Source organism: Clostridioides sp. ES-S-0123-01, assembly GCF_020658415.1.
Classification (GTDB): domain Bacteria; phylum Bacillota; class Clostridia; order Peptostreptococcales; family Peptostreptococcaceae; genus Clostridioides.
Map to the genome: position 1 here is coordinate 484131 of NZ_JACVWD010000004.1, position 23995 is coordinate 508125.

The window sequence follows — 23995 nt, forward strand, 5'->3', positions numbered from 1 at the left end:
ATGACTAGAGTTGGAGATTCACTTCCTCAACCAGAAGCAGGTTGGAGAAGATATGACGATAATTATAAGGATATAATATATTCTGAAAAATATAATAAAATGAGAATACTTACATGTTATGGTGGTGAATGTTCATATGTTGACAATATACCTTATGATGAAACTAGTATTAAATTTGCATTTGTAGGTACAAAAATAAGAATAATATGTGTTAATTATATTGATAGGTCTGATATAGTTGATATTGATATTGATGGAGTAGTTGAACAATTTAGTACAAAAGAAAATATACAAAATACTTCTAAAGTAGATTATGAAAAATTAAATCTAGAAAATAAGATACATAATGTTAAAATATCAGTAAATAAAAACAGTCAAGGTGTTCATTTATTGTTTGATTGTATAGACATAGATGAAGATGGATATATATTATCACCTATAGAAGGGACATTGTTACAACGAACTTCAATAGAAGATATGGAAATTGGAGATATAATATCTTGTAGATATACTGCTTCTACTACTGGTAAAATAGGGGGTTTTTCAGAACTAGGAAAGTGTAACTGTGAGGAAATTCCAAGGGATGTATCAAGTTCAACTCCAGATGGCAAATTCTTTTTTGTTAAAGTAGATGATAATAAATTAATAGCAGATAGAAATATACAAAATAATATTTCTTGGAATGAGATTAATGGTAATTTAGACATGTTTTATAAAGAAAAAATATTTCCTCTAAATATTTGTGAAAGTGATGAAACAGATGAATATGTTTTAAAAGCTAGTAGTGTGTACAATGAGAGATATGCATACAAAGCTTTTGGGAGTAAACTAGGATGGCATAGTAAAGGTGTTGGCTACCCACACACTTTACAAGTTACTTTCAAAACTCAACCTCAAAGAATAAATTTTTATAAATTTCATTTTGGAAATAGTGAACAATTCCCACAATCTGCAACTGAATGGACTATAGAAGCTAGTAATGATGAATTAAATTGGGTTATTTTACATACAGTTAAAGAAAATCCAGCTCCAAAACATGATCAAATTAAAAATTATATATTTAAAAATGAAAACTTTTATGCACATTATAGGATAAAAATAACAAACTCAAATTCAGTTGATAAAAGTGTAGCTATAAAATGTTTAGATTTTTTTTATAAAAAATTCTCTATGTGTTTACCAGATGGTGGAGTGGCTTACAATAATGATATAACAGTATCTTTTCCTAAAAAAGCTTTAAATGCAAATGAGACTGATGAATATATTTTAGAACAAAGTTCAACATACAGTACAGGATTTCTTGCGTATTTAGCTTTCAATAAAACAAACATAGATTCTAATGACTGTTGGCATAGTAATTCTGAACCTAACCCATATATTAAAGTGTCATCAAAAAAAGATAAAATACAAGTTTCTGGATTTAGGCTAACTAACAGAAATTGTCCTGGTTCTATCCAACCTCCATCCTCTTGTACTGTATATGGAAGCAATGATAATACAGTTTTCGAAAAGATATATGAAACATCAAATTTACCTTCAGGAAATAAAGCTACTTCTTATCATTATTTTAATTCACAAGTAGAATATTTACATTATAAATTCAATTTTCAGCATGCAGATTTATATATAGCTGTAGGTGAATTAGAACTGTTTAAAGAATATGAATATAAAGACTCTCCTTCAAGTTTAGTTAACAAAAATCAAGGCGGTTGGCCAACTAATAATGACTGGGATAAATATATATGGAAAAACAACTTAAATGGAAAGATAGATGCAGGCGATAATAACATATGGAATTATAAATATCTTGTATCTTTCACCAAAAATATTGCAATTTTATCAATTCAATCTATATATGGAAATATTCCAGATGGAAATAGAATTGTTGTTAGAGGGTATAATGACCAATATGTAAATGATAATAGTCCCAAAAGACTTGATATATCAATTACAACACATAAATCTTCTACTTTTGGGTTTAGACCTATGTTGATTATAAGAGGTGAAGAATAATGGCTGTTATAGGGGAACAATTACTTCAACCAGAATCAGGATGGAAAAGATATGATGAAGCAAATATACAAGCTATAATAAAAGGAACATTTTGGGGAAAAGAGAATTTCAATGGATTTTATGGAGGGTCAAGTATTTGGCTTAAAAGTATTGATAGTAGCTATAAATTTAAATTTTATGGAAATAAGTTAAGACTTATATCAGATAGAAATACAAATAGACCTCAAAATAATACTAAATTAGTAATAGATGGAGTTGAATACATTTGTAATACATATGGTCAAACAAATGGTCAAATACTTGCCATTGATGTAGGTAATTTAGAAGATTCTATACATGATGTTGTAATATCTCCAGTTAAAGAGGGTCTTGCAACTATTGACTGTATAGATATAAATTCAGATGGATATATTCTTGATTTAGCTTTAGAACGAAACAAAACTATTAATAAGTTAGAAGTTGGAGAATATATTCCATGTAATTACAGTTACTATGATGGATTTTCAAGCTTTTATACTGGTAAAGATATAAATTTTATTTGTGTTAGCCACACTGATAGACAGTCTATATTAATCTGTGACAAAGTTATTCCAGATTTATCATTTGATGAGATAAATCAAAAAGGTTTCATATATGGTAATGAGCTAGAAAATCAATCTTATGAGCATAATATTTTAAAAATACAATCCTTAACTGGAGGTTCCAATAATAATGGTTTATCTGAATATGATAAGTATATTGTAAATTCAGACTTAAATGGACTAATAACACCAGGAGACAAAACTATTTGGAATTGGGATATTTGTAGTATTACAAGTTCTATATCAGCATCTGATAATTCTAAAATAATAACTAGAGGATACTCTAGCCTTACAAACTATTCAACAAACAATACTTTCAACAATAAAGGTCCAACTTTTGGGTTTAGACCAGTATTGATTATTAAACATTTATATGTTTCTCCATCATTTGAAATAAATCAATTTGGAAATTTTGATAATTGTTTTAGTATAGCGAATATAAATTTAGATATATCAATAAAAATTCCTAAAGTAAGTGTTAGTATAATAAATACAACTAATTCCAAAACTTTTATTTCTACTGAATTAATAAATGTTGTAGATAATTATTTAAATATAGATTATACATTTAATAAAGACGATTTTGAATTAAATAAAGTAAATGTACTAAAGATTACTTTAACCGATGAAAATGAGTTTGAAACATCTATAGAAATAAATACATTCCCTATCGAAGATAAGCTGCTTATTTTTAACAATTCAATAACCTCTACTATCATTGAAAACAAACATAATAAAGATAGAATGATTGTCTGCGCTAATATAAAGGATAATTGTATTGTATTATACTTAAATAATAATAATTACATTGAAGCAAACCTTGAAGATTATGTCAGTGTAAATAAAAATACGAAATTAAAATTTTTATTAGATAAAAATTCTGATTTAATATCTTATGGATTATCATTTATATAAAAAATAATTAATACTAAAGCGAATGAAGTATAAAAAAGGAAATCTAAAGTAAAAAATAATTATCGTGATTTGCAAATAAAATATAAATTAAAATCTACAAAATAAATATAAGTGGTAGTATATTAAATAATGTCAAGATATATAGTGTATTTAATTAATCTTGAAGAATTATAAAAAATAAAGATGATTAGAAGGAAAGAAATAATCATGAACATATCAAAAAATTTGCTTAATGAACAAGAATTCTATGGCAAAAATATCTATCTATTGGGAACTTCAGAATTTGGACCAGTAAACACTCCAATAAAAATAAATTCAATTTCTCACATGAATTCAAACTTTGGGAAAAAAGGTTCTTTAGTTGAAGCATATAAAATTATAAAAGAATCCAAATTAGACTGTAAAGTTTATCTATGTAAAGTTACAGGAGCACATGCAGAAATTTATCTGGATGTAAAATGTGCTAATGGAGAAATAATAAAAAACAGTATACACATTAAATCAAAGTATGCAAATGAAATATATAATGATATTGAAATAATGATAAATCAAGATGACTTACGGGTAGTCTATCCAAAAAATTTAGGGGATTATGTATTAAAATATCCATATAAAAATTATCCTACTTTGTATGATTTATCAGAAGCTATAAATAAAGATTCTCAAAAGCTAAAAGGGATGATAATTTGTAGTATTTATTGTGATTCTTATATAGAAACAAAGGATTCTATAATTGAAGTAAATCAAAGTACATATAAACTTAGTGGAGGATATAATGGATTAGATTGCAACAAAAATATAATGTACAATAATTTAGACAGTACATACACTATTTTAGAAGGACTTGATGTAGATATTATTATGCCTTTAGGAGTATATTATGATGATACATTTACAGATGACAGAGAAAAAATAGATAAATATTATGACCTAACAAGAGACTATCTAACTATTAAAAATGGAGAACGATACTTGACTTTTTATGAACAATTGCTTAATTTTTGTAAAGTTCAAATGAAAACAGGTATCATAACTCATGGTGTTATTGGACTTAATCTAACTAATGAGATTTGGATAGATGAGAAAAAATATATTGATATACTGGAATATTTTAAAAAAGTAAATGAAGTATCAAAATTTGATAAAAATTATGAACAATTGGTAAGTGTAGTAGCTGGAGATGTATATACCACATATGGTACTAACATTGTAAATGCAAGTATAGTATATGCTCCACTTGTAGCAAGTTTAGATATTATAGCAAATACTACAAATAAGGAAATTCCAGAATCATTTTCACTATTTAATACCTTTGATACTTCAACAATAGAAAAAATGAATGAACTTGGATATGTATCATTTAGATTTAGTCAGTTACATAGAAGGGTAGTAGTATCAAATGGAATTACAATGAGTGAGCATACAGAATATAAGTATTTATGTAATGTAAGAATGATTCAGTTGACCATGTGTTACATAAAAAAGATGTTATATTCATATATAGGTGAAAATATAGATGCTTTGTTATCATCTGGATATTTAAAAGAAAACTTAACACAATTGTTAGATGAATTAAGGGAGAGAGAACTTATAAGTGAATATATAATAAATGAACTATCTAAACGTAAATCAGGAGAATTATTTTTAGACTTAAGTTTAAAGACAGTATATATGCTAGAGTATGTTAAAACATATAGTGGTTTGAGTATAGGTAGGTGAAAAAGTGAATACAGAATCTATTCAAAATAATAAAAATATATTTATAACTAAAGAATACATTAACAACTTTGAAAAGATAGAAGAAATACTAGAATATATTTTAAAAACAGAATTAGAAGATAATTGGGGAGTAATTTCCTTTGAAACAATAAAAAAAGATGAGACAGATAAAATTATACTGCCACAAATAAATTACTGTGTAAAATTAAGAGAAATATCTAAAGGGAAAAGTTATAAGCCAATGTTGACTGATATAATTGATGAATTAGATGAAAATAAAGAAAAAACAGGTAAAGTAATTAAAGTGTATAGACAAAGTTTTGATTGCATACTAGAATTTAGATTTATAGCTAAAACACAAAAAGAATGTAGAAGACTTATGGAAGCTTTTGAGGACATAATAACATCTTACACAGGATTTCTAAAGAAAAAAGGTCTTGGGGATATTTTCTTTTTAAAAGAAATCTCAACTGAAGATAACATAAGTTTTGATGAAAATACTTCAGTTAAAACATCTGAATATTTTATACGATTAGAAAAAGTAAAAACTTTAAATGTAAATAAACTTAAAAATATAGAAATGAAATTTTCTGTAAAGGATAGAATTTAGCCAAGAATAGTATAAATTCCACTTGGTATAAAGTCTATAATATCTACAAAATTTAAAGGGGGAAAAACCTTTATGGCAAACTTAGGAAATATGTATCCTAATCTTCCAGGAATGTTAGTCGAATTTAAAGATGGTGGTTCTGCACTTAGATTTGGTTTGGATGAATATAACACTGATAGTATGTTGTTACTTGGGACAGCAGTTGATGGCCCAGTAATGGAGCCTGTAGCGATAGATGATTCTTCTATAGAATTACTATTTGGTTCAGACACTAATTTAAATGGAATTCCAAATGGTTCAACATTAGTTCAATCATATAAGCAAGCTAGAGATGCTGGATGTCAAGATATAAGAGTAATGAGAATCTCTGGTACATGCGCAACGTCAAATATAAGTGCACCATCTCAAGTTGTTGAAAAAAATAAAAAGATAGATGAGGACTTATCAGTTACTCAAGGATGTGAGAAAACTGATATAAAACTAAGTGGAAAAGGGATTATTGCAAGTTCAATTAGAGTTTATGTAAAAGGAAAAGAACTACTCTCTGGATTTGTATATAATGAATTTCTTAAAAGCATATCAATAGAAAAAAATGCTTGTGATGCAGGTGTACCTGTTTCAATAGCTTATAATTATAGATATTGGGTTGAACAGAAACCAGAATATTTAACTTTGAATCGTGATAAAAAGATTTTTTTATCTAATATTCCAAATGGCGCTGCTATAGTAGTTACTTATGATGGGAAATCTATAGATGAGTATATTGAAATGAATGATAATGTCATAACAATACCATCTTTAGATGAAGGAGAAAGAGTAGTTGTAAGTTATAGGGTAGAAGTTGTAGGAGAAGAAATAGAAACTCAAGTAGATGGAAATATTTTTATGACTGCAACATCAAATCAAAAGCTACTTTTAAGTAATACTCCAGTAGATGGAACACTTACATTATATATTGGAGGAAGTAAAGTATTAGATTCAAATTCTTTTTCAATAGATAAAAAGTCAAAAACTATAACTCTTAAAAAAGAATGTTTTCAAATGGGACAAGTAGTATCCGTAAGTTATTATATGCCAGTTAAAGAGAAGATAGAAAGAAAGATAAGATTAAAATCTAAGTTTGCTGGAGATATGTATAATTTAGGTCAAGTAAAAGTAGAAGATTTGAGAGACACTTTTGGCAATTATATAGGAAAATATGTAAAAATCATTAAGCCAGAATCTAAAATGAGTATTGGTGAAGAACCTTTAATATTATCAACTCTTGACTACTTAACTTTTGGAGCATTAGTAGATGCAATAAACAATTTACAGACAACATATTTTGCAGAAACGGATACACCAGAAGAACTTACAAAAGATTTAATAAAATCAGCTACATATTTTATAGGCGGTTCTAATGGTTTAGATATGAATAAAGAAGATATGTTTAAGGCATTATCAGGAGAAAGAGATAGAAATGGATACATAGTAAAACAAGGTGCTTATCAATTGCTTGAAAATTATAATGTAGATTGGATAGTTCCTTTAGGTGTTTATGCTGATGATAAACTATTTGACAGACATCAAGATTTTGCATATGAACTTGCTTTATTCTGTGCAGTGTTATCCTATAGAAATAAATCTACATATGGTGTAATAGCAATGAATCCATTAAAAGATACATCTCTATCAGGTGTCCAATCACACTCTAAATATTTAACACAATACAGTAATGAATTTTTAATGAAGGATGATAAAGGTACTATAATTACTGATGGTCAGGGGAACTTTATAGACCTTGGAAAGTTTATATCAGTAGTTGCAGGTCCTACACCTATAGTGGAACATAAGGTAAGTTCGCTTAGAGAAGGAAATCCAGCAGTACTTTATGCTGCGTTCAATACAAGTATTTTACCACATTCATCTCCAACAAATAAGATATTAAGTGGTGTGAAATCACTAAAATATTCTTTTTCAAATGCACAATTGAATGATATAACAGGGAACAAATTGGTTTCATTCAACTCTAAAAAATTAAAGGGTAGAACTTGCTTAAATAAGGTTTTTGTAGTAGATGCTCCAACATCTGCGAAGAAAGATAGTGTATATTCAAAATTATCTACATTAAAAGTTATGAGAGTAGTAACTGATAATATAAGGGAAGTGGCAGACCCATTTATAGGGGAAGCAAATACAATAGAACAGAGAAATGCACTAAGTGCAACAATTGCAAAAAGACTAGATGCATTATTATTACAAGGAGTTATATTAGATTATAGTTTCAATCTAATAGCAACACAACAAGATTTAATATTAGGACAAGCTAAGTTGGAAGTTGGTATAGTAGCACCACAAGAACTTAGAAAAATAACTACTATAGTAGGTCTAAAAAAATAAAAACGGAAGAAAACCATTCGTTTATATTTAATAGTTAGGAGATATCGTTATGTCAAGTCCGAATATAAACACACTAACATCATTTTCTGGTGCTGATTTGGTTGTAAGCTTTGCAAATCAAGTTATTGGAGAATTACAAAAAATATCGTGGAGTATAGAACGTGAAAAAAAACCAGTATACACATTAGGAAGCCCAGATGCAAGAAGTTTTTCAAGAGGTAAAAGAGAGATTAAAGGTTCCTTAGTATTTGCTATGTTTGACCAAGATTCTCTAATTAAATCTATGAAAAGCGTTTTAAAATCATCAGAATCTACAATATTTACAACATCAGGAAAATTAGCTATAACAGAAGAAGAAAACTTTATAAATGCAGTAGAGATGTTGAAGTGGAATATAACAGCACAAGATGCTATAAATTTAAGTAGAAACATGGATAGTAAATCTAAGTATAATGAAAGTAATCCTAAAGTAAGTGACGAAAATTTTGAAATACCTAATGGCTTTAGCCCAATAAGGGATAATAGAATAATTTATTTAGATTCTTTACCACCATTTGATATAACAATGACCTTTGGAAATGAGCAAGGTCAATGTGCATTTCAAAAGATATATGATGTTGATATAATAGATGAATCTAGTGAGGTCTCTATTGATACAATTGTTTTAGAGAAAAAGTTAAATTATAGAGCTAGAAAAATATCACCACTTATACAAGGTGTATATTCAAAAGAAGAAAATTAAAATAAAACATAAAATAAAAGATGTAAATAGATAAAAGAAAAAAATTATAAGGCCTCATGTAGTAAATATTTACAGGTGTATTTTATGTATTTAAAAGCTACATGTGGTTTTTCTAAATATAAATCACAAAAGAGAGGTAAAGTAAAATGGATTTAGATAATACTTTTTACAAAGCATTTTCAAGTACAGATTCTCTCGCATTTGTTTTATTTCCAGAATCTAAGCCCATTCTTTTAGGTAGTTTAACAAGTATATCATACTCAATTCAAAGAAATAAAAAGCCAGTAACATCAATAGGAAATACAAAAGTATCTGGATATACTAGAGGACCTAAGGTGATTTCTGGAAAAATGGAATTTACTTTAATAAATCAGAATCTAATAAGTGATTTGACAAATAAGATTTCAGCTTTATCCAATAAAAAGAAGATTAGTTCAGACGAATTGCCTCTATTTGATGTAATGATAGTATCTCTAAATGAATATAAATATGTCACACAAATGATGATATATGGCATAGATATTATCAATGATAGTCAGATTATTTCTATAAATGATATTTTTATAAAAAATACAATTCACTTTGTAGCAACAGATTTAAATGATTTTATGAGTTTATCAAGTGATAAAACAGTATCAAATAATACAAGTAGTTCAAATGTATTCTCGAATTCAGTGTTTTCTTATGATTTTACTATTGAGGGATATGAATATTCTAAAAAAAGTAATTTGAAAGGCGTTAAATATGACAAATTTAAACTTTGATACTATAAATAAAAAAGAAGTAAATAAGAGAGATTATAGTACATATAAAGAAGAGTTTTATGGAAGTTCTGATGTATTAATTTATATAAATAGAAAACATAATAAACAGATATCTGCAATAAAATTTTATGTCAAAGAGCAAAGTAAACCTATTTATGGATATACATCTAGGGTATTTGATGATATAGCTGTAGGAAATAGAATAGTATTAGGATATATAAAAGTTCCTGTTAGTAATGCTCTCTCAGATACATCTAATTGTTTAGAACAAAATATAAGTATCTGTGATGACTTTATTTTAAATAAAGAAGAAAAAAAAAATATACCAGATTGGATATATGGATATGATTTAAGAAATCTAAATGATAATTATATATGTAAATATGATGATAACTTCTTATATAAAAATAAATGTAATTTAGATGACAATAATGTATCATTTCTTTATGATAAGTCACTATTTTATGTTGATTTTGGAAGTAAATACGATATTAGAGTACACTCTGTACAAACAGCTCTAGTGTATATGGGATATATGTATAAGGAGCTAAGCTTTAGTGAATTAAAATACGGTCATTATTGTGTATGTACATTTGATATGGTTAAGGCTTTTCAAAAAGAAAGTGGAATTATACCCACAGGAAGGTTATGTAAAAAGACTTGGAATTTAATATTTAAAAAATTATATTCTAATTATAACATCATTATTTTGAAGAATAATGAAAAAGAAATCTGTATTAAAGATATGCAAGAAGAAAATCAGTATAAATCAGATTGTAATTTAAAAGCTATAAATTCTTTTGTTTATGATGAATTAGAATGTGATTACAACTTGATAGATAATTTAATAGATGATTACAATTACAAAGAAAATAAGCTGAAATATGACTTAGAAAATTCAGACTATCAACCTTCCTTTAATCCTAATAATATAAATACGCTTAGAAAAAATAATTTTTCGATAAGTCTTATATATGGAGATAAAAAAGAAAAATATAGAAAAATAATAGGAGTATCACCTGTATCAGTAAGTCAAGAAATAGATACAACAGGAAATCCTATATACGATATATACGAATTCATAGCAAAGGATGTAATTGAAACTAATAATTAAATAGTACTTGGAGGTGAGTAAATGAATTATGATGAAAAAGAAATAGAATTATTAGCAAAACAGGCCAAGCTGGACTTAGAATCTCAATATGGAAAAAATATAGACGAAATTGATTTATATGCAGATGTTTTTAGTGAGGACAGTAAAAATGAAGAATTTCAAGGTTTAGGGCTAGAAGACACTCCATTATTTGAAGGAGGACCAGGAACAATTCAAGTACAAGCATGGAAAAAGAAGTGGTCTGGTTATGATATTTATATGATTGATATTTTAAATAAAAGGTTTATATTTAGAACGATTAACAGATTTGAATATAAGCAGTTATTATCTATTCAAAATATTGACACTTTAGAACGTGAAGAAATTATATGTCAAACAGTTACATTATGGCCAGAAGAGTATAATTGGAAAGATACTACTAAGTCCTTAGCAGGTTTACCAACTTCATATTCTGAAGTAATTATGGAAAAATCAGGATTTACAAAAGAATTTACAATAGAGGTAATATAGTATGCTTTTAATAAAAGATATTATAAATATAAAAGAAAAAACAGGATATAAAAAGTTAATTCATATTAAGTTTAGTACACATGAATATATATTTAAATTAATTAATTTAAATATATACATAAAAGCTGGTATTATTTCTGATACATATGAAGAGTTTAATGATTTTATATGCCAATCTGCATTAATATATCCTGATAAATTTGTTTTTTCAAAAAGTCCAATAGCAGGATTGGCAGATGAAATATCTAAAAGAATAGTTTATGAATCTCATATTTTAGATGAAAGTTCAATAATAGATTGTTTTGAGGAAAGTAGAAGTAAGCTTAATTCTTTTTTAGAACAGAGTAAATTATTTGTAAAAGCAGCATTTCCAGAAATTTCTCTTAAAGAAATACGAGACTGGGATTATGAAAAGCTTATGGAAATGACAGCTAAGTCTGAATATATTCTTAAATTAAGAGGCGTAGATGTGAACCTTGAATATGACAAAGATTATCCAAATAATAAGTCTAATAAAGAGTATATGAATAATCAGAATGACATAAATAATTTAAATAAGGAAAACCTAGAAAATAATTACATAAAATCTAAAAATTATCGTTTGGATTCTAATAAATTCTCAAATACAAGATGGGATAATCCAGAAAAGCTAAAAGTATTAAGGTGTAGAAATGTACAAAAATTAAATATAGGAACTAAATATGCAAATTTAGATTTTTTTAAAATAGAGAATAAAAATGATAAGGATAATATTACTAATTCAAAACATATAAAAGATAAAAAGAGAGATTACATAAGAAATAAAGATAATATCATAAATAGTACAAATAGAAAAAATTCTAAGATAAGCGATTTCTATGTTAATGAAAATTTGAAGAATTATAACGACGATATATCAAAACTTCATTTACAAATAAGAGATATTTTAAATGGAGCAGGATATAAAAATATTGATATAGACTATATTCTAGGTGGAAAAGAATCAAATATAGATTTGAATTTTTATGAAAACAGACTTGAAAAATTTAAAATAAAGATGTTAAAAATGATTGGAGATATTATAAATGAATAATTTAAATAATATTGAAGAAGCCTTTTATAAAGAAGAATATGAAAAATTTTTATTAGGGAGAAGAATAAAAGCTAAAGCATCTTTCAATAATATCAACTCTAAATTAAATGATGAATATTGTAACTTAGAAAGTAAAGATAACATAGTAGAAGATGATATTTTTACAAATAATAGTGAAGTATTAAATATGAAAATATCTGCTCAATCTCCTTTAGATACTGATATAGATTATGGTGAAAAAATTATAAAGAATCTATTTAAAAATATAAAAAATTTAAACATAAGAACTACAATACAAGACGATAGAAAAGACATAACAAGCGAGGAAATTGAAAGTGTAATATCTAAAATAATTGAGTGAATTTATAAAAGTGCTTGTGAGTTAAAGAAGGTGAGTTTATGAATAATAAGTCTAATAAGAGTTCAAACCAATCTTATTATGGAGCTATTGCTCAGGAAATAACTGATAAAGATAGTCAAGAAATAGTCAATATGCTATACAAAGAATCAACACTTAGAAACTTAGATGGTGAATATAAACCTTTAAGTTATTACGAATATATTCAATATGAACATAGGCTCAAATATAAAGACAATCTTGATAATATTTTTAGAATAGGAGACTGTTGTTTTAAAATATTACCAGAATATATAAGTATAACTTCTATAAATGATAGTGAGAGTCTTAATGAGAATAGGATGGCAAATATAGAACAATCTAAAAAACAGAATATAAGAAAAGAAATATTTGTGAACTTGACGATAAATGGTATAAATCAAGTTAATGGATATCAAGTAGAATCGCCATTTGACTTCAAATATTATGTAGATGGATTAAGAAATTTAATTTGTCAGTTTAAATATACTCCATTTGTTCCAGTTGAATGTAAAGTTGTAAATGATGCAAATAGTATAAATAATGTAGCCTTAAAGAGTATGTCAGTTGAAACTGTAGAGGGTTTTTCTGAGACTCTAAGAATCAAAATAATTATGGAAGAATTTAATGTAAAGTCTTATTTTAATAAAGATAATATTTCATTAGATAAGCATATAGATTGGGATTTGTATAGATTTTATACTCAAAAAAATCTTGAAAATTCTAACTTATCAAGTCTTAAAAAGATACAGTCACTAAACTTCACTGGTAAATTTACATTTAAAAAATTACATTTAAAAAATATTGATTTTAATAAAATAAAGAGCAAAAACATTATAATGAATGAACAATATTTTGATGAAATATTGAGTAGTGAAGAAAGTGTATATCTTACATATATCAATTTTAGTTTAAGTAATACATTTTCGAACATAGGATTAAATCATGATGAAATACCAACAAAACAATATATGGGATTTAATAAAATTGACTTTGTCTTTATATTTAAAACAAGCGATGAGAGTATAATAAAAAAATTTAACAGATTAAATAATAAAAATACAAGTTTTGAAAATGAAGATAGAGATATTATAAAAGTGGAAAATGAACTTGTAAATCTGACTGGAACAGAGTACATAACCATAAAAGATGTTCAAGTAGACACTGTATTTGGATTTTGTGGATTATACAATATAACTATTAAATGTAGAAGTTATGATATGGATAAAATTCAAAAGATGAAACCAATAGGCTTTAGACCATTTAATAGAGCTATAGAAACATATGAATATAAGTACAATGAAATTCCTGAGGGGAGACTAGGTACAGAAGAGGATTTTATAGATTATACATCTAAAGGAATAGATAATAAAACTATGCAGGATATTTGTGCCTCCAAGAAACTTGTATATTTGGAAATGTATCCAAATCTCAGTCTACCAAAATATAACGAAATAGACAATGCTATACAAAAAGTAAGAAATTTTAGATTTAAAAATGGAATTAAACAAACTTCACTTGTAAAATATCCTAGAACAGATATAGTTATGGGCGAAATAGCGAGAAATGAAAAATATAGTGGTTTTGTTGAACCAGACTTTTATATTATATATCCTACTAAATCTGAATGTAATAAAATTGATACACAGTTAAAAAGCATTAAATCAGATATAGTTGTAGAGCCAGAATATAAATATGGATATGAACCACAAAACATAGGTGAATTGGATGATGAATTTGAAAGAGAATTATCTTCTGACGAACACTTAATATTTAAGAATGAAAACTTTAATAAAATACATGGAAATGAGATTGGAAAATTTAATATCGAACAAGTAAAGCCAACTCAATCCTTTAAAGAGTTTCCTAAAAATAATCGAAATACAGTTGTAGAAAATATGCTAGTTGATGAATTTTTATATTCGCAAAAAGGTACACTCATTAGGGCATTTCCAAATTTTATATTTATGTTATGTGATGAGGGTATAGATTGCTTTGATGGACAAAAAAGTTGGACAAATTACTATATATATAAGTCTATTATAGATATAAAAATATCACAAGAAGTTGATTCTCCTATATCAAGTGCAAAAGTAATTATTACTAATGATTTTAATAATGAAAAAAATTTAGATGGTGATAGTATTGGTATAAAAAATGACACTCTAAATACGTTTAATAAAAATCAATGTATATTATCAAAAGTGTTGGAAGGATATAAAGAAGACTCAAGAGATGAAATTAATTTAGAAATAGTGAAAAAAAGAAATAAATTAGATAGCCAAGACATTTTGAAAGAAGGAACTAGAGTACATATACGAATGGGATATGGTTCAAATCCCTCAAAATATCCAATTGTGTTTAATGGTACTATAATTGAAATGAACACTTCAAAAGACACTATTTTAATAGAGGCAAAGTCAGATGGATTAGAGCTTACAAATAGATATCTAAGTGAAGATATGAATTTTTTAAATGATAATATAGATTTAAAGAAAGATGCAAGTAATATAATATTAGATTTAATGAGTAAGAGAAGTTCTAAAATAGAATACCAAAATATTGAATATAAGGAAAAGAATCTTAAGAGTAAATATGATGTAGAGCATTTTGGCATGTATGATTTTAATTCTATAGAAGCTTACAAAAAAGTTCAGAGTGATATATCTAAAAATATGTATCTAAGTAATTATAATGGGATATACCTTAGTGATATTCACAGTGTTAACTATATAAGTGAATCAATTTATGAGTTTTTACCAATAGGTAAAAAAATATGGGACATATGTAAAATGAGCGAAAAATCTATGCCTGAGTTTGTAGTATATCCAAGACCATTCCTATTTGAACATAGATTATTTTTTGGTTTACCTATTTGGATGTACAAATTTGATATAAATAAGTTTAAAAATGATACCTATGAGTATTCTAAAGCTTTTTCGCAAATGCATATAGTAGACTTTAATGACTCAATTATAGCCAATAATATAAAAATAGATAATAACAATTTAATAACAAATACAAGAGGAATTTATAATGTATTAGGGACTTTAGAATCAACACCATTTATAACGAGTGATTACAATATGAAATGGTCAAATCAAAAAAATAAAGTATTAGACAATTCAATGATACAGAATTTTAATATATTTTCTACTTTAGAGGATGAAAATTTGAAATGCAGAGAATTATATGCAAATAACAGGCATATGTCTATAAGAAACTGTGTATCACAACTTCAAAATTCATGGCAAGAAACTTACAGTGGTGAGTTGATTATTATGGGGAAACCACAAGTGAATGTATATGATTTAATAGCAATTAATGATTTGTTTGGAGGACTATCAGGTGTGTGCTTAGCAAGGAAAGTAACACACTCTATAAATATGAAAACTGGATTTACAACATCAATTACACCAGGTCTATTGACTGCAAACTCATTAAAATATAGTGGCATGAGTAATATGTTAAAATCATGTAATAAAATATTGTTTTCTGTAGCAAATATATTAAACAATGAAAGCTTAGTAAGTTCAAACAATACAACTAATACTTCTAAACTAACGAGACTAGATAATTATAAGAAGCTAAATAGTATATTTACTGCACAATATGAAATGTTTAATTATAAAAACTCTATAATTAGATATCCATTATATAAAGTTTAATTCATATAGTAAGTTTAACCTAGAGTGGGAGGTAATTAATATGAAGCTTAAAGATAAATTAATAGATAACATAATAGATCCATATTCAAAGATACTGTTTACAACTTCTATAGGTAAAGTAATACATTATAATATATGTAAAAATACAGCAGATGTATATGTAGAGAACATAAAAGGCAATAGTACAACTTTTTCAAATGTACCTATTCAAAATATAGGAGAAGGAGTTCATTTATCACCATTAGAAAAAGGAGATAAAGTATATATACAATTTAATAATGGTTCTATATTTCAACCGAAAATAACAGGAGTAGTAGAGAAGTCATACAAATCTCCATCAAAAAAAAGACAAACTCATATTAGAAAAGGATGTTTATTATCAAATATAAAGAGAGATTCAAGAGAAATAACTAAAAAAACGAGCGAAACTTGGCTAGACTATGCTAATAAAGATAAGTCAAAATATAAAGATTTTATGCATAAAAATCCTATTGATAATATTGTAAAAAAAATAGAAAAAAAAGGAATTTTTGTAGGTAAAGAAGTTGGTATATACCATCCTGTAAAATCTTCAATTGTAAAATTAAGAGATGATAGTAGTATAGATATATTTACAGCAACTAATGTTGGATTAAGGATAAATGCTGAAAATAGAACTATAGAAGTTTTTGGAGATTTTTCTACCAAATCAGAAAACTGGTCAGTAATATCAAATAATATAAATATATGTGCTGAAGATAAAATTACTTTATCTGGAAGTGAGATAGTTATTGATACAAAAAAGATAGAGATAAATGGAGTAGATAAGAATGTTTGATTTTTGTATAACAGATAGTGGAGAGCTAATATATGATAATAATTCGAATAATTTTTTATATTTAAATTCAGATGATTTACTTAGACAAAAATGTATTTGTAGAATAAAGTCTGTAACAAAAGATTGGTTCAATGTAGATTATATAGGTTCAGATATAGAAAAGTTTTTAGGCGAATTAAATAATAAAAATACATTAGACTTAATTATAAAATCTATTGAACAAGCATTACTTTATGATGAATTAGTTGGAGAAAATAGTTTGTTTTTTATACCTAAAATATGCAAAAATAGGATAGAATTATTAATTTTCATAAAAGAAAAAAGAAATAATAATCCAATTGTTATTAACATGGAAATTGATGTAGTTAGTGGGGTGAAAATCAAATATGATATTAATACACAATAAAAATTTTGAATCTCTGGTTAAAGAAACGGAAGTCGAACTAAATAAAATTGGATTTGACACAAGCCCTGGTTCTATAGCCAAACTTTTTTCTGATATAATAAATAAAAATATATCAGAATTTTATGATGTACTTACAATGAGCCATCTTCAAGCTTTTGTGACTACTGCTACTGGTAGGTTTTTAAATGCTATAGGTATATTAGTAGGATGCAAGAGATTATTTGAAGAATCAGATGAAGATTATAGAAAAAGAATTACTCATCAAACACTAACTTTGGCTAAAGCAAATGAAACTTCAATAAGATTAGCTGTCTTAAGTATCAAAGGTGTAAAAGATGTAATATTAAAAAGATACTCTCATGGACCAGGTAGTATGACTATTGTGCCAATAACTGAAAATATAAAAGATGAAGATTTACTTTTGAATGTAAGAGAAGCATTATTAGATATAACATCATTTGGAGAAAAGGTCATAGTAAAGTTGCCTAATTTTAAATATGTAAAGCTAAATGTAGGGTTGGTATTTTCTTCATATATAGGCGAAATAGAAAAACAAGCTATAAGAGTATCTGTAAGAGAAGAAATCATAAGCTATATAAATTCTATAAACATAGGAGAATCACTATTTATAAATGAATTGACACAGAGAATAATGCAAGTCAGTGATTCTATACTAAATTATTCTTGTAATAGTATTAAGATAAACAATAAAAATTGTTTGTTAATTAATCAGGAGTGCAGATGGGATGAAAAATTTATCGTATCTCCAGATGGGGATTCTGTAGTAATTATATAGGGGACATAATGACTGAAAACATATATTTGGAATTAATAAAGAGTGTTGTAGCAGTTACAACTGCAATTATCACTGTAGTTGGAGCTTGCTTAGGTAGAAAAAAATATAAAAAAAAGAATAAAGAACAATATAAAGCTATAAATAATCAATTAATGTTATATTCGCATCCAATATTTAAAAAAATAGAACTAAATAAAAATATTATAAAAATACATTTTACACTCGAGAATAAGGGAAAAGAAGCTGTTTTTAGAGAAATATTGATTAATCATATGGATATATTTAAGGTTCATGCTTTAAAACTATGTAAAAAAGTGGACTCTGGAAAGATAGTAGATACAGATGAATTATATACAGAAAGTGTTTATACATTAAATAATATTATTGCCGATTTGAAAAGTTTTTATAATGATAATAATCGTTATTCGCAAGAAGAAGTAAATGTACTTGATATAGTGATGGATAAGTATAATCATTGGAATTCAGATAGACAGCATGAAATAGTTGCTAGGATTCAAGAAATTTGTGTATCTGCTTTTTATCCAGATATATACAATAAGTCTATAACGGTATTTGATACATTTCTGTTTGTTATGAATGACATTATGTTTGATGCAAATAAAACATTAAATAATTTAAATGGAGACTTAGTAGGGCTAAAATTTAGAGGAGTGATTATCTAAATGCAAGAAAGCGATTTTGCAAGATATACAGAAAAAATAAGGTCAATGCTTCCCTTTTGGTTTGAAATGAAGAAAAAACCCAATAAGTCTATTGGGATTGAGTTTTTAAATATATTTGGTATAGAGTTGGATGAAATAGAAGAAATGCTACTTTATGCTTCAAAACAAATGTATATTGAAGCAGCAGATGAAGAGTTTGTTGATTTGGTATATAAAGCTTTACTACCAAGTAACTTTAATATAAATAATATTTCTATGGTGTATACAAATCAACTCATACTTGAAAGAAGTTGTGATTTGTATACTTTTTTTGGAATAAAGAGAAATGAAAAAAATTTAGAAAATAACATAAAGCAGCCAGATTATTATTTTATTGATGAAAAGAAGAAAATAATTTATGTTAGAGAGGCATACGATAAAGAAGAAGATTTACCTTTTGGTAAAATAAAAATAAAGTTTAATAATAAAGAATTTTTATTTGAGCTAAGTCTACATCATGTATGGAACTTTTTTGATGAATTTGGTTCTTTAGTAGGATGCTCTAGGCTTAAAGGTGAGAAGAATCATGATTATAAATTGAGAATTCTTGATGTCTTTAAAAATCCAGCTAATTCAACAAAGCAAGGTCTTGCTAATGGAATTGCAAGAGAGCTTGGAATTAGAGAAGTAAAAGAATGGAAGAATATGGGCGAAGATTTTATTATATCTGAAAAGATGGTATTGATAAATACTATATCAATAGATAACAATATAATAGACTTAAATGATGTCTATATCACTTCTAGAGGAGAAATTCTTTTAAAGGGAAATCCTGATAAAAAAAATCAATCAGCAGTTATTTCTTTTATAAAAAATCTTGAAATGTATCAACTAGTGGATATAAATAATAAAAAATTAAATATAGAATTGTATAATTCAGATGCAACTCCAACAAGTCTATTAATTGATTATGTAACAAAGATAAAAGATGATACTTCAACTTTCTGGAATGATTTTAGATATGATGAAGATATTTGGGTAAGAAAAGATGAAGATTATGATAATAGTTTTTCATTTTTACCAACGTTTCTTGATTCCAGTATAAAAGGTTTTTCAAAATATGGATATTATAAAAAGTAGATTGGGGGTGAAAAAATGGATTTGAACTTTGAAATTAAACTTATTATAGAGAATACTGAAATAAATAAGTTGATAAGCTTTAATAAACATATAATTAAAAAAAATCTAAAGCTATACCCACACGAAGAACTTGAAGTTGATTCAAAAGAAATAACCAAGTATTTTGCTAAAGAGTTAGATAGATATAGTATTGAAAATAATATACATATAAGTAAATTAATGGTTGATGGATATGAAATAGAGTCGTTAACAGAGGGTGTATATATTTTTTTTAAAACAGAAAATACAGAATCATTCTCGCTATCTCCATCTATAGTTGCCGTATTGGAAGAAGAAAAAAATGTAATTATAAAAGAAAATAAAGTGCTAAGCTATACTAAGTTTAAATTGCCAGAAAGAGTGGAAATAGTTCCATATATGAATATTAACATAGCAAGTAGAATGAAAGCATTTCAGTCTGGGATAGGAGATTATAATGATTGTAAGTTATATAAATCAGAAGATACTACATATAAAAAGACATTTAAACTACTAAATAAAATATATGGAATAAGAGCAAGTAACAAGGTAAAATATAACACTATAAAATTTTATTATAGATATAAGATGGAAGCTAAAACTAATTACATTACTTATGATTCTAAAGTAAGTATTAGAGTAAGTGCAAGAGAGGTATCCCAAATTAGAGAAAAAATTGAAGGAGAACCATTTGGGCCAACATATAAATCTGAACTAGATTTAGACTATGTATTTGATGAGCATACTCAAGTAGCAGATATTTATTTATATAGTTTGATACCAGAATTAAAAAATAAAGATTATTCAAAGAGATATAAATTTGATATAGAAGTTTACAATATAAAAGGACCAGTAAGAATATATTCATATACACATGGATATAGGGATTTTTTAGAAGACAATAAAGCTGATGCCAACGTTAAATTTAGTGAATATGGTTATTTTGACCATAAAGTGTGTATAAAAGCTGTAGAAGTTATAAGACAAAAAGAATATATTGAAATATTTCCACCACTAGAATATGATTCGCTTGTTGGAGCCATAAATGGAGATTTTGAAGTATCAGAAAATGGAAAGAAGGATATGGTAGATACAGCTCCAGTTTTTGAAGCTTCTCTTGATGTCTATGATAGAAAATATTATTGTATAATAGAAAAATTTAGTCCAGAAGAAGCATATGTTTTATATGAGTTTGATAATCAAGTAGATGAAGAAGACTATACATTAATTAATGGAGACAAAATAAAATTTTATTCTGATTCTATAATTTCAGATTCAACTGAGTATAAGGAATTTTTAGGACAAGTTGATAGAGGAGAGTTCATAATTGATGATAATAGAAAGCATACCTATGTTTATGGTCTTACAGAATTTAGTTTAAATTCAAATGAATATAAAAGGTTTGAGCTTGTAGTAGAAGCTAGTATAAGTGATGTGATGATTTTAGATTATCCAAAAGTGCTTACTATAAGATATGGATATATTGATGATATTATAATTGTATCCTTGAGAACATTACAAAATGCTTTAGCACGTTGGTGTCCAAGTATACATAATGGATATTATTATTATAATCAAGATGAGTATTATTTATATAATAAATGTAATATGAATGGTCAAGAAAAAATATTACAGGATACCTTTAATAAATTTAGAATACTAATTAAGATTACTTTGAATGTATCAGAGCCAACAGGGCAATTTGAAAGGTATGATATTAGAAAATTTAATAAAAAAGACTTATTACTGGATAGTTCAAAATTTGTATATAAAGATAATATGTTATGGCCAAAACCAATAAAATACTATAACGATTATTATTACGATTTTCTGGAAGAATATATTTATGAAACAACACCTTTTTTATTTAACAAAAAACCTACATCCATTCAAGAAATATCATGGATACAAAAATCCAATGAATTTAGTACTGTAGATGTATTTTATGTAGGTCATAATGATATTTATGGAGAATGGATGCAACCAGTTAAATTGATTTATGGAGAGTCCATTCCTTCAAATTTAATATTGTGTAAAGTCTTTAAATTAAGGTTTATACTTAAACCTTCTAAAATGCCCAAACTACAACATAGAGAGTTAATTTATGAATGTGAATCTGATTGGAGAAACTTTATTGATTCTTTCCTTAGTTTTAATTTTTATTATAGAGAAGAAGTATTGATGCCGTTATCAGATAATTCCATATCCATATCAATAACTAACATAATTGATTTAGGGGATACAATAGAAACCACAGAGAATTTAAAATATATAATGCCATCAATGAAGTTTGATGGAGAAGTAGAATTTTATATACAAGATGATAATGTATTGCTTAATTTAGAAGGAAAACTAAATTCAGATAAATGGATTCAAGTAGAAAATAATACCAAGATTGAAGCTAAAAGATTTGTGAGATTTAAAATTGTTTTAAAAGAGGGAGCAAAACTATATAGTTTAAACCTAAAAGTTGGAAGATATGAGTATACAGGAATGAATTTAGAGACTTTTTTACCCTCAATAGGGGATATAAAAGTTAAAGCCACTTACAATCCTACAGAATACTCATCTAAATATGAAAATATAATATCTTATAATCTACCATATGATACTCAACCATATACAATTATAAAAAATATTGAAGAATATGCAGAAACAGTTGCAAAAGCTAATAATTTTAAATTAGAAAATATAAAAAGTATAAAATTTACTAAGGTAGATGTATATTCTGAAGAATATAATATTTTATATGATGGAGATGATAAAGTAACTAAAAAACCAGTAAAAGCACAATCATTATATTTATCTGAAAGTGATTTTATAGTAGAATCAGAGCAAGATGGAATAATATTTAAAGTTCCTTACACTAAAACAATAAGAATGTCTCCAATACCACAACAATATTCACCTATTATCATATATGAAATTGGAATAGAAGAACCATATACTCAAGTATTTTTTTTGAGTGAAACAGGAGAATATTCACTTGAAAGTGAAGAAAAATTTGAATCTCTTGGGTTTAAAACTTTATACTTACAAAACATAGATATAGATGAGACAACAATAGTGATTACAATAAATGAGGTATTAATGAAGGACTATACTATTGAAAATAATGTTATAGTTTTTGAAAAAGAGGTTCCTAAAGGAAAGATAATAAATGTTAGATACAAGATTAAGAACTCTTTTATAGCTTTGTATGACTATGAAAAAGATGAAGTTGAAATAAAATTACATAAATTTGAAGAAAAGTATCCAAATAAAGTGAAGGTCTATTTTGAAACTCATAAAACATCTTCACTAAAAGAATTAAAGCATATATCACTAAATCCAATCTACAATACCCTATACAATGGATATATATACATATCAGATTATACCTTAGAACCATACTTTTTAAGGATATATTTAGAAACCAACTTTGTGTTTGCAAATGGAAAAGATGATATAAGCATCTTAATATCAGTAACAGATGTGTATAATAATCCAGTTGAAGGTGCTTTTGTAAATATAGAATCTGCTCTTGGAACAATTGAAAAATTAAATGATAGAACTGATATTAATGGAATAATTCCATGTATTTATACAAGTTGGACAGGAGATTGTATAGATGTTATAAAGGCAATTGCTAATGAAAATGCTAAAGATGAAATCACTATAGTAAATAGAAAAATATAGATAAGCTACAAAAGG

18 protein-coding genes are annotated in these 23995 nt (G+C 26.1%); all 18 read left to right on the forward strand.

What is annotated here, in order from left to right; translation table 11 throughout:
- The 18 genes from IC175_RS12100 to IC175_RS12185 all read left to right on the forward strand — a co-directional run bounded on the left by IC175_RS12100 (position 1) and on the right by IC175_RS12185 (position 23980).
- Positions 1-2013: a discoidin domain-containing protein gene (locus tag IC175_RS12100; RefSeq protein WP_227851564.1), complete on the forward strand. Its 2013-nt coding sequence runs from the start codon at positions 1-3 to the stop codon at positions 2011-2013.
- A complete protein-coding gene (locus IC175_RS12105) occupies positions 2013-3509 on the forward strand; it encodes a hypothetical protein (RefSeq protein ID WP_227830674.1) in 1497 nt (498 codons plus the stop codon). The genes IC175_RS12100 and IC175_RS12105 overlap by 1 nt, the downstream gene beginning before the upstream one ends.
- 207 nt (positions 3510-3716) lie before the next feature.
- Complete coding sequence (locus tag IC175_RS12110) at positions 3717-5228, forward strand: hypothetical protein (protein WP_227835749.1); 1512 nt, start codon at positions 3717-3719, stop codon at positions 5226-5228.
- Positions 5229-5232: 4 nt separating this feature from the next.
- On the forward strand, positions 5233-5838 hold the full coding sequence (locus IC175_RS12115) for a hypothetical protein (protein WP_227824087.1): 606 nt from the start codon (positions 5233-5235) through the stop codon (positions 5836-5838).
- Positions 5839-5910: 72 nt separating this feature from the next.
- Entirely contained in the window at positions 5911-8217 is a 2307-nt protein-coding gene (locus IC175_RS12120) for a phage tail protein (RefSeq protein WP_227835748.1), read from the forward strand.
- A gap of 49 nt (positions 8218-8266) precedes the next feature.
- A complete protein-coding gene (locus IC175_RS12125; RefSeq protein ID WP_227824085.1) occupies positions 8267-8959 on the forward strand; it encodes a hypothetical protein in 693 nt (230 codons plus the stop codon).
- A 146-nt stretch (positions 8960-9105) separates the two neighbouring features.
- Positions 9106-9723 carry a hypothetical protein gene (locus IC175_RS12130; protein WP_227824084.1) on the forward strand — a complete coding sequence of 206 codons (618 nt, stop codon included), beginning with the start codon at positions 9106-9108 and terminating at the stop codon, positions 9721-9723.
- Positions 9704-10837 carry a hypothetical protein gene (locus IC175_RS12135; protein ID WP_227851565.1) on the forward strand — a complete coding sequence of 378 codons (1134 nt, stop codon included), beginning with the start codon at positions 9704-9706 and terminating at the stop codon, positions 10835-10837. Before IC175_RS12130 ends, IC175_RS12135 begins: the two co-directional genes overlap by 20 nt.
- A 21-nt stretch (positions 10838-10858) precedes the next feature.
- The gene (locus IC175_RS12140; RefSeq protein WP_227824082.1) at positions 10859-11347 is read left to right on the forward strand and encodes a hypothetical protein; all 489 of its coding nucleotides are present in this window, start codon (positions 10859-10861) and stop codon (positions 11345-11347) included.
- 1 nt (position 11348) lies between these two features.
- Positions 11349-12419, forward strand: a complete 1071-nt coding sequence (locus IC175_RS12145) for a hypothetical protein (protein ID WP_227851566.1) — start codon at positions 11349-11351, stop codon at positions 12417-12419.
- Positions 12412-12780 (forward strand): hypothetical protein, encoded by a 369-nt coding sequence (locus tag IC175_RS12150; RefSeq protein ID WP_227851567.1) that lies wholly within the window; start codon positions 12412-12414, stop codon positions 12778-12780. Before IC175_RS12145 ends, IC175_RS12150 begins: the two co-directional genes overlap by 8 nt.
- Positions 12781-12818: 38 nt before the next feature.
- Entirely contained in the window at positions 12819-16463 is a 3645-nt protein-coding gene (locus IC175_RS12155; RefSeq protein ID WP_227851568.1) for a hypothetical protein, read from the forward strand.
- Positions 16464-16503: 40 nt separating this feature from the next.
- Positions 16504-17280: a hypothetical protein gene (locus IC175_RS12160; protein ID WP_227851569.1), complete on the forward strand. Its 777-nt coding sequence runs from the start codon at positions 16504-16506 to the stop codon at positions 17278-17280.
- On the forward strand, positions 17273-17686 hold the full coding sequence (locus IC175_RS12165) for a hypothetical protein (RefSeq protein ID WP_227824077.1): 414 nt from the start codon (positions 17273-17275) through the stop codon (positions 17684-17686). Before IC175_RS12160 ends, IC175_RS12165 begins: the two co-directional genes overlap by 8 nt.
- Positions 17667-18482 carry a baseplate J/gp47 family protein gene (locus IC175_RS12170; RefSeq protein WP_227824076.1) on the forward strand — a complete coding sequence of 272 codons (816 nt, stop codon included), beginning with the start codon at positions 17667-17669 and terminating at the stop codon, positions 18480-18482. Before IC175_RS12165 ends, IC175_RS12170 begins: the two co-directional genes overlap by 20 nt.
- 8 nt (positions 18483-18490) lie before the next feature.
- A complete protein-coding gene (locus tag IC175_RS12175; RefSeq protein ID WP_227824075.1) occupies positions 18491-19165 on the forward strand; it encodes a hypothetical protein in 675 nt (224 codons plus the stop codon).
- Positions 19166-20284, forward strand: coding sequence for a Low copy number virion structural protein (locus IC175_RS12180; RefSeq protein ID WP_227851570.1), 1119 nt, complete (start codon positions 19166-19168; stop codon positions 20282-20284). It begins immediately after the preceding gene.
- A gap of 15 nt (positions 20285-20299) precedes the next feature.
- The gene (locus IC175_RS12185) at positions 20300-23980 is read left to right on the forward strand and encodes an Ig-like domain-containing protein (RefSeq protein WP_227851571.1); all 3681 of its coding nucleotides are present in this window, start codon (positions 20300-20302) and stop codon (positions 23978-23980) included.
- Positions 23981-23995 lie beyond the last annotated feature (15 nt).